This is a genomic window from Daejeonella sp., from assembly GCF_037719425.1.
In the GTDB taxonomy this organism is placed as follows: domain Bacteria; phylum Bacteroidota; class Bacteroidia; order Sphingobacteriales; family Sphingobacteriaceae; genus Daejeonella.
Window position 1 is genome coordinate 1 of record NZ_JBBJNI010000177.1, and the last position, 7,789, is coordinate 7,789.

Sequence of the window (7,789 nt, forward strand, 5' to 3'; positions counted from 1 at the left end):
TTGAGTGGTTAAAGAATCTCTCGCACGTGGCGTTCGGCCGTATGGACAAACGTTATGAGGAGAATGCGAATCTCAACCTGGTTAATACCATTGAAAAATCAACTGGCGTTACCCTTGATGCTGCCCAAAGAAGTATGATCATCAAAGGTGCATCGGAACTTGAGCTTGTTAATTCAGGTCTGGAAGATACCATGATCCGCTCATATCATGAGATCCGCGAGATCAAGATGGAAAACTCAAGAATTGACAGTCTTCGTACTGCAGCGTTTGTTAGCTCGATTAACAAAGTGGCAGTTTCTTATATGAATATGGGAATCTGGCCGTAAGGAGTTTTACGTGATACGTTTTACGTTATAAGTTGTAAGAGTCTGTCTTCGTCTCGTGTTGACCTGTATGCGAGCGTTTAGAAACCTATAACGTATCACTTACAACGTACAACTATTTAGATTGATTCTAATATAGAAACATTGTTGTTAGAATTACCTCAAAAGTCTAGCATTTAGTACTTTTGCGGTGGCAATAGCCGTTAAGGTTCTAATATTCACAAACATGAAGAAAAGCTCTATCGCAGGTATGATCATAATAGCAATCGCTATTTGTGTCATCATCAGCACATATGCGGATTCAAGTACTTACGGTTCGTTTACTGACGCACGTCAAACGGCATCGGAACTGCATGTGGTAGGCCAGCTGAATAAAGAAAAAGAACTTTTTTACAACCCTGTACAGGATGCGAATTATTTTTCATTTTATCTGAAAGATAACGATGGTAAGGAATGTAAAGTAGTCTTTGGCGGGTCTAAACCACAGGATTTTGAGCGTTCGGAGCAAATTGTTCTTACCGGAAAGATGGTCGGTGACGAATTTCATGCTTCCAAAATCCTGATGAAATGCCCCTCTAAATACACGGAAGACGAGGTAGAAGTTATAGAAGTAACTGCTACAACCGCAAAAATTTAAATCTTAATGGATATACAATTCATTGGGGAAAACCTTCTTCCTGGCAAGCTTGGTCAATTCTTCATCATCCTGTCGTTCTGCTCAGCACTGCTGGCAACTATAAGCTACTATTTTGCAACAGTTAGCTCTCATGGCGATAAATTTCAGAAAGAGTCAGCTGCTGGCTGGCAAAAGATTGCGAGAACTGCTTTTAGCTTAAACTTACTTTCTGTAGTTGGTATTGGTTCCTGCTTATTTTACATCATTTATAACCATCTTTTTGAGTACCATTATGCCTATTTCCACTCATCCAAAACCCTACCGGTTTATTATATAATTTCTTCTTTCTGGGAAGGTCAGGAAGGTAGCTTTTGGTTGTGGACCTTCTGGCAAGGTGTGTTAGGGTCGGTAATTGTATTAAGAAGTAAAACCTGGGAAAATTCGGTCATGACGACCGTGATGCTGTCTCAGGCCTTTATAGCGTCGATGCTCGTGGGAGTTGAATTGTTTGATGAAAGAATTGGAAGTTCGCCATTTGTTCTACTTCGGGACGCAGTTGCCGGTCCAATTTTTTCAAGACCAGATTACCTGACACTCATCACAGACGGGAGAGGGCTAAATCCTCTATTGCAAAACTATTGGATGGTAATTCATCCGCCAACTTTATTCCTGGGTTTTGCTTCCATGATAGTTCCTTTTGCTTACGGTATCGCTGGCCTATGGGAAAAGCGTTATAGCGAGTGGATAAAACCAGCATTACCCTGGTCACTTTTTGCTGTGATGATCCTGGGTACAGGTATCGTCATGGGCTCTTTCTGGGCTTACGAAGCACTGAATTTTGGCGGTTTCTGGGCATGGGACCCGGTCGAAAATGCTTCAATTATTCCTTGGTTGACACTTATCGCGGCCGTCCACGTATTGATCGCATATAAAAATTCAGGTCATTCATATTTTACGGCTACATTTTTAGTTCTTATTAGCTTTGTCCTTGTTCTTTATGCTTCATTTCTCACAAGAAGCGGTATTTTGGGCGAAACTTCAGTACATGCTTTTACTGATCTCGGGATGTTTTGGCACCTCGTTTCTTATGTGGCAGTATTCTTCATTTTGATGATAGCTCTACTGGTAATCCGCTGGAAGGAATTGCCGATCACAAAGAAAGATGAGGAGACTTATTCCAGGGAATTCTGGTTATTTATTGGCGCCCTGGTGTTATCAGTCGCATGTATTCAGATTCTTGCAACTACATCGGTGCCTGTGTTCAACGCGATTTTTGGCTCTGAGATAGCTCCGCCCCCTAATGTGATCCAGCATTATAACAAATGGCAGGTTCCTTTTGCGGTAGTGATTGCATTTATATCGGCTTTCTCCCAATATCTAAAATATAAAAAGACAGACGCGAAGAAATTTTTTATTAGTATTACGATATCGTTAGTGTTGTCACTTTTCATAACTGCTGCAGCAGTATATATCACGAAAGTGTACACAAACTTTATGTATATAATCCTGACGTATGCCGCTGTATTTTCTATCCTTGCCAACGCGAAGATCCTTGGAGGTGCATTCAAGGGTAAGTGGCGGCTTGCAGGCTCGGCAGTGGCACACATTGGGTTTGCATTCCTCCTCGTGGGCGCCCTGATAGCTGCTGCCACGAATAACATTATTTCTGTCAATGATACAGGCATTGGCTTTGGAGATGAATTTGCGAAAAGTAATAATCCCCGTGAGAATGTAATTCTTTATAAAGATGAACCTATTAAAATGGACAGGTACACGGTGACTTACAAGGGAGATTCTACCGAAGGTGTTAACACTTATTATCGCATTAATTATCAGGTTATTGACACAGTCAGCGGGAAGGTTAAGGAGAATTTTGATCTGTATCCTAACGCGCAGCAAAATGCCAAAATGAAGCAGATCATTGCCTCTCCGGACACGCGTCATTATTTGTTCCATGATATTTATACACACGTCAGCAGTGTGCCTCTTAAAGAGGAAGATCATGAGGACCACGAAGGCCATTCGGATGAAGAGAATTATGAAAAGCCAGTTAATCACGAAGTTAACGTTGGTGATACTGTTCGTTTTCGAGATGGATTTATAACTGTTAAGGGTATAAACCGTGAAGCTAAAATTCAGAACATCCCGGTTACAGCTCAGGATATTGCTATCGGCATGCAGCTGGAAGTTAATTCGAATGGCAAGACCTATAATTCTGAACCGGTTTACCTGTTGAAAGATGGGTCTAAATTTGATTTTGGAAAGACGGTGGATGAGGCTGGGTTGAAACTACGCTTTACTAATGTTTATCCTGATAAAGATAAGCTTGAGCTGATGGTCTATCAAAAACCAAAAGCCGAAAAAAGCTGGGTTGTATTAAAGGCAATTGAATTTCCGTATATAAATTTCTTTTGGGGTGGAACCATCATCATGATTATCGGCTTCCTTCTATCTATTTTCAGAAGAAATAAGGAGTTAAAAGGAGCCTGATGAATATCGTTTTATTAGGAAGTGGAAACGTAGCTACACATTTAGGCCGTGCCTTTAAAATGGCCGGACAAACTATTGTTCAGGTTTGGAGCCGCGATGTAGAGCACGCCAGAGAATTGGCGGATACACTCGCTTCTGAGGCGATCTCTGACATGGATGATATAAACCGAACGGCAGATCTGTATATCATCGCTGTAAAGGATAATGCCATCAGAGAGTTAGCTTTAACGCTCAACATAGGCGACAAACTAATAGTTCATACCTCTGGCTCAACCTCTCTTCAAGCTTTAGACGGCGTGTCCGGTCATACGGGTGTTTTTTACCCTCTGCAAACATTCTCAAAGAATAAAGCTGTTGATTTCCGGCAGGTACCAATTGCAATAGAAGCCAACAATCCCGAAGATCTGGCGGCTATCCGGGCTATCGCAGACCGTATTTCAGAGAGAGTGACTGAACTTAACTCCGCGCAGAGGAAAGCCCTCCACGTAGCCGCTGTTTTTGCATGCAATTTTACTAACCACCTGATTTCTATATCGCAGCAATTGCTGGAGGATGAAAACTTAGATTTCGATCTGTTGAGACCGTTGATTGCTGAAACTGCCAGCAAGGTTCAACTATACGATCCGGCGACTGTACAAACCGGACCAGCAGTACGGGAAGATAATGAAATAATTAATTCCCACCTTGAAATGCTGCGGGATCAACCCGAGTTACAGGATCTCTATCGGAAGCTAAGTCAGAGCATAGTCAATTTGCACAAGCAAACCCGGGGCTGAATTTAATTTGTTATTTTTGCCCTAATGAACATTTTTAAGATAAAAATCAATTTTGAGGCGGCATCTAAGCCATCTCTGGAACTACCTATTGCCGAGGGAGAATCTGTTCTCGACGTGTGCCTCGATAATGGAATAGAGTTACAGCATAACTGTGGTGGAGTTTGTGGTTGCAGCACCTGTCAGGTATATGTGAACCGGGGAATGGACAATATCGAAGAGATCTCAGATAAAGAAGAAGATTTTATAGACAGAGCAGTTAACCCAAGGATCAATTCCCGTCTGGGATGTCAGTGTTTGATCATCGATGGCGATATCGAAGTTACTTTACCCGATCAGAATCAATTTTTAGGACATTAAATAAATTGCTGAAGCAAATATATGGCTAACGAAAAATTTGAACTTCCTATCCACTGGAAGGATTACGAAGATATAGCAATGGGACTTTACGAAAAGTTTGGCGATGATTTTGGTGAATCTAAAATTTACCGCATTCGCTTTACTGAGCTTCTTGATTGGGTATTGAGCCTTCCAAGCTTTGCAGGTACACGTGAAGAAAGCACGGAAGGACATTTGGAGCAGATCCAATCTGCATGGGTGTATGAGTGGCGTGATAATCAGGAATAGCAGATTGCGACGAATGGGTTGCGTGAATCGATCGTCGTTCGGGTTGTTTAGCTCTACCGGCTTTCAACTTTCAACTTTCAACTTTCAACTTTTCTAATGTTCTTAGAAAAAATCAAACACATAAAAGCCTTCATACTGGATGTAGACGGGGTGCTTACCGATGGGACCGTTCTCGTGACGGAAACCGGGGAGCAGCACAGAAGGTTTAATATTAAAGATGGCTATGCTCTGCAGCTTGCAGTAAAACGCGGATACTACGTTGTAGCAGTTTCGGGAGGCCGCTCAAAAGGTATAGAGCTGCGATTAAAAGGGCTGGGAATTACTGAGGTTTTCCTTGGACTTGATTCTAAAATTGAAGCATATTACAATTTTCTGAAAAGCAGCGGCCTTTCACCCGAAGAAATCCTCTATATGGGCGATGATATTCCCGACCTTTCTGTAACAAAATTAGTGGGTTTAGCTACTTGTCCGGCCGATGCAGTTGAGGAGATTAAGGCTGTGTGTCACTATATATCACCAAAAAATGGAGGGGAGGGTTGTGTCAGGGACATTATTGAGAAAGTTATGAAGATCCGTGGTGACTGGCACGATGAAAGCCCATCAGCTCATGATGGCAGCCTGAATTAATTTTATTATTTTAGGTTAAACCATTTGGGGTAAATGGTATCAAACAGAGAAATAAAGAAGGAAATATGAAAAGATTTTTTATCGCATTAGGCCTGGTACTTTGTGTAGCTACCTTTGCCAACGCACAAGGCGGTGGCCGTCAAATGGGCACTCCTGCTGAAAGAGCAGAGCGTTCGATTACTCGTATGGAAGCATTAAAGCTCTCTGCGGATCAAAAAACAAAACTTACAGAAGTATTTTTGGCTCAGGGAAAATCTGTGGACAGCTTAAGAGCTGCTAGCGGTGGTGCCGGGGGCGAAGGAATGCGCGAAAAAATGGCTCCCATTCAGGCCGCAACTTCTAAAAAAGTTATGGCTCTTTTGACTGATGAGCAAAAGAAATCTTATAAGGCAATGCTTGCTGAGCAAAAAGCGAAACAGAAAAACTAATTCTGCTCTAATTCTGATTTATAAAAGCGGCTTATGGTCGCTTTTCTTATTTTTGGGAAAATCTAAGACATGACCAATAGCTTTCCCCCGATCATTCTAGCCTCTAAATCGCCGCGAAGGCAGGAGCTTCTAAAACTCATGGGTATTGACTTTCGCATTGCTCTGAAGGAAGTGGATGAAACTTTTCCGGAGGGCTTAACGCCGCCCGAAATTGCTTTATATATCTCCGAAAGGAAAGCCAAAGCATTCGACGAACTCGTTGACGATGAGATCGTCATTACCGCCGACACTATAGTTGTAATTAATGGAAAAATACTCGGAAAGCCTGAGGATGATAAACATGTAATAGAGATCCTTTCCACTCTTTCTGGAAATATGCATGAGGTTATTACAGCCGTTAGCTTGTTACAGAACGGGCACATTCATAGTTTCTACGAAGTTTCTGAGGTCTTTTTCAAAGCCATAACCAGGGAACAGATAGAATATTATATTAAGAACGGAAATCCGATGGATAAGGCTGGTGCCTACGGAATCCAGGAGTGGATCGGCCTGATTGCCATTGAAAGGATAAACGGTTCATATACAAATGTAGTTGGCCTTCCCACGCATCGATTGTATCAGGAACTATGCAATTTTAAATAAGTCCATCTTAATAATATCTTTACCGAATATTTCAAACGGGGTTTTGTTTTCAGTATAAAAATTGTTATGCATTGTCTATGGTAGTTATTCGTAAAAGTGAAACTGGACGCATCCCTGAATGGGGGGTCTATATTTTTCCTGTTCTTACTGTGATTTTTGCCATACTTTATCTTGCAGATGAAAATCTCTACCGCTCTCTTATAATGGAAGATAGCAGCATTGAGTGGCTGACTTTTGCATTCTTAATCGCAGCTGGTTTTCTATCCTTGACTGTAGCTGTAAAGATCAAACGCAGTCATGATTATTTGCACTGGTTTTTTATCTTATTTTTCGGGTTTAATCTCCTTGCCGGACTGGAAGAAATTAGCTGGGGACAGCGGGTTTTCGAAGTAGAGACTATCGGCGTGTTTCATAAATACAGCGATCAAAACGAAATGAATCTCCACAATACATTTCAGGGACTGGTCCATATAAAAACCAAACATATTGCTTTGCTGGTTCTGTTCTTCTATGGAAGCATTCTCCCCTGGCTAATGCGCAACCGAGATTTACGCCAGGAGAAGTTCCCTTTACAGCAGTTCATCATTCCCCCAGTGTTCCTGCGTTTGGGATTTACCCTGGGGGCCATATTGATGCTGGATTTTCAAACTGGCTATGAAGAGGAACTTGGTGAATTCTTTTTCAGCATATGTTTCTTTATCATGATGCTGTGGAACCTGGAATTATTTAAACATGGTTACTTTCATACTGACAATTATTCCAGCATCTCGAAAAGAAGTCCTTCCTTAAGTGAATAGGCTGATAGCTTAAGCGACTTAAATTCGCACATCCTCAGGATATAATTCGTCATTGCCGTGGCTACTACTATCATGTCAACGCGGACATCAGGGATCTCAACCATTTGCCTGCGTTCAGCACGAGTGCTTGAGATGATCAAGTGGGATATATCACGGAATCGCTCGATGTCAATCTGCTGTTCAGGCCTTTCAAATGAGGGCTTAAACTCAGAATCCTGCAGCTCAGCGAATGTTTCAAACGAGCCGGCAGAGCCAATCATTAAAATGGGTCGATGTAAATCCAGCTGTTCCTGAAGATCACTCAGAGTATTATCCAGATAAATATTAATATGACTTACTTCTTCATTCGAGATCGGATCAATATGATGAAACCTATCCATAATTCGTGCTGCGCCAATAGGATAACTTCTTTTGAAGTAGGCATTTGTTAAATACTAATAAAATTAGTAAATTAGCGATATGGAGC

Annotated in this window: 10 protein-coding genes and 1 pseudogene; 10 read left to right on the forward strand and 1 reads right to left on the reverse strand. The window is 41.6% G+C overall.

What is annotated here, in order from left to right; translation table 11 throughout:
• The 10 genes and pseudogenes from WKF69_RS17405 to WKF69_RS17450 all read left to right on the forward strand — a co-directional run.
• Window positions 1-326 (forward strand): annotated as a pseudogene (locus WKF69_RS17405) (Glu/Leu/Phe/Val dehydrogenase); the annotation flags it as partial.
• Between the two features lie 223 nt (window positions 327-549).
• Window positions 550-960: a cytochrome c maturation protein CcmE gene (locus tag WKF69_RS17410; protein ID WP_340383499.1), complete on the forward strand. Its 411-nt coding sequence runs from the start codon at window positions 550-552 to the stop codon at window positions 958-960.
• 6 nt (window positions 961-966) lie between these two features.
• The gene (ccsA, locus tag WKF69_RS17415) at window positions 967-3,429 is read left to right on the forward strand and encodes a cytochrome c biogenesis protein CcsA (RefSeq protein ID WP_340383500.1); all 2,463 of its coding nucleotides are present in this window, start codon (window positions 967-969) and stop codon (window positions 3,427-3,429) included.
• Entirely contained in the window at window positions 3,429-4,205 is a 777-nt protein-coding gene (locus WKF69_RS17420; protein WP_340383501.1) for a DUF2520 domain-containing protein, read from the forward strand. The genes ccsA and WKF69_RS17420 overlap by 1 nt, the downstream gene beginning before the upstream one ends.
• A gap of 24 nt (window positions 4,206-4,229) precedes the next feature.
• Window positions 4,230-4,562, forward strand: a complete 333-nt coding sequence (locus WKF69_RS17425) for a 2Fe-2S iron-sulfur cluster-binding protein (RefSeq protein ID WP_340383502.1) — start codon at window positions 4,230-4,232, stop codon at window positions 4,560-4,562.
• 21 nt (window positions 4,563-4,583) lie between these two features.
• Window positions 4,584-4,829: a Fe-S cluster assembly protein IscX gene (gene iscX / locus WKF69_RS17430; RefSeq protein WP_340383503.1), complete on the forward strand. Its 246-nt coding sequence runs from the start codon at window positions 4,584-4,586 to the stop codon at window positions 4,827-4,829.
• Window positions 4,830-4,925: 96 nt separating this feature from the next.
• A complete protein-coding gene (locus WKF69_RS17435) occupies window positions 4,926-5,456 on the forward strand; it encodes an HAD-IIIA family hydrolase (RefSeq protein ID WP_340383504.1) in 531 nt (176 codons plus the stop codon).
• A 65-nt stretch (window positions 5,457-5,521) separates the two neighbouring features.
• Window positions 5,522-5,884 carry a hypothetical protein gene (locus tag WKF69_RS17440; protein ID WP_340383505.1) on the forward strand — a complete coding sequence of 121 codons (363 nt, stop codon included), beginning with the start codon at window positions 5,522-5,524 and terminating at the stop codon, window positions 5,882-5,884.
• A 69-nt stretch (window positions 5,885-5,953) separates the two neighbouring features.
• Window positions 5,954-6,526: a Maf family protein gene (locus tag WKF69_RS17445; RefSeq protein WP_340383506.1), complete on the forward strand. Its 573-nt coding sequence runs from the start codon at window positions 5,954-5,956 to the stop codon at window positions 6,524-6,526.
• Between the two features lie 77 nt (window positions 6,527-6,603).
• Window positions 6,604-7,323 carry a hypothetical protein gene (locus WKF69_RS17450; RefSeq protein ID WP_340383507.1) on the forward strand — a complete coding sequence of 240 codons (720 nt, stop codon included), beginning with the start codon at window positions 6,604-6,606 and terminating at the stop codon, window positions 7,321-7,323.
• Here the strand turns inward: WKF69_RS17450 and WKF69_RS17455 are convergent.
• A complete protein-coding gene (locus WKF69_RS17455; protein ID WP_340383508.1) occupies window positions 7,281-7,703 on the reverse strand; it encodes a hypothetical protein in 423 nt (140 codons plus the stop codon). The genes WKF69_RS17450 and WKF69_RS17455 overlap by 43 nt on opposite strands.
• Window positions 7,704-7,789: the final 86 nt, after the last annotated feature.

Excerpts from the sequence above, each read along its gene's own strand:
- ccsA (WP_340383500.1), top strand. The coding sequence starts at position 967 with ATGGATATACAATTCATTGGGGAAAACCTTCTTCCTGGCAAGCTTGGT.
- WKF69_RS17420 (WP_340383501.1), top strand. The coding sequence starts at position 3,429 with ATGAATATCGTTTTATTAGGAAGTGGAAACGTAGCTACACATTTAGGC.
- WKF69_RS17450 (WP_340383507.1), top strand. The coding sequence starts at position 6,604 with ATGGTAGTTATTCGTAAAAGTGAAACTGGACGCATCCCTGAATGGGGG.
- WKF69_RS17445 (WP_340383506.1), top strand. The coding sequence starts at position 5,954 with ATGACCAATAGCTTTCCCCCGATCATTCTAGCCTCTAAATCGCCGCGA.
- WKF69_RS17455 (WP_340383508.1), bottom strand. The coding sequence starts at position 7,703 with ATGGATAGGTTTCATCATATTGATCCGATCTCGAATGAAGAAGTAAGT.
- WKF69_RS17435 (WP_340383504.1), top strand. The coding sequence starts at position 4,926 with ATGTTCTTAGAAAAAATCAAACACATAAAAGCCTTCATACTGGATGTA.
- iscX (WP_340383503.1), top strand. The coding sequence starts at position 4,584 with ATGGCTAACGAAAAATTTGAACTTCCTATCCACTGGAAGGATTACGAA.
- WKF69_RS17410 (WP_340383499.1), top strand. The coding sequence starts at position 550 with ATGAAGAAAAGCTCTATCGCAGGTATGATCATAATAGCAATCGCTATT.
- WKF69_RS17425 (WP_340383502.1), top strand. The coding sequence starts at position 4,230 with ATGAACATTTTTAAGATAAAAATCAATTTTGAGGCGGCATCTAAGCCA.
- WKF69_RS17440 (WP_340383505.1), top strand. The coding sequence starts at position 5,522 with ATGAAAAGATTTTTTATCGCATTAGGCCTGGTACTTTGTGTAGCTACC.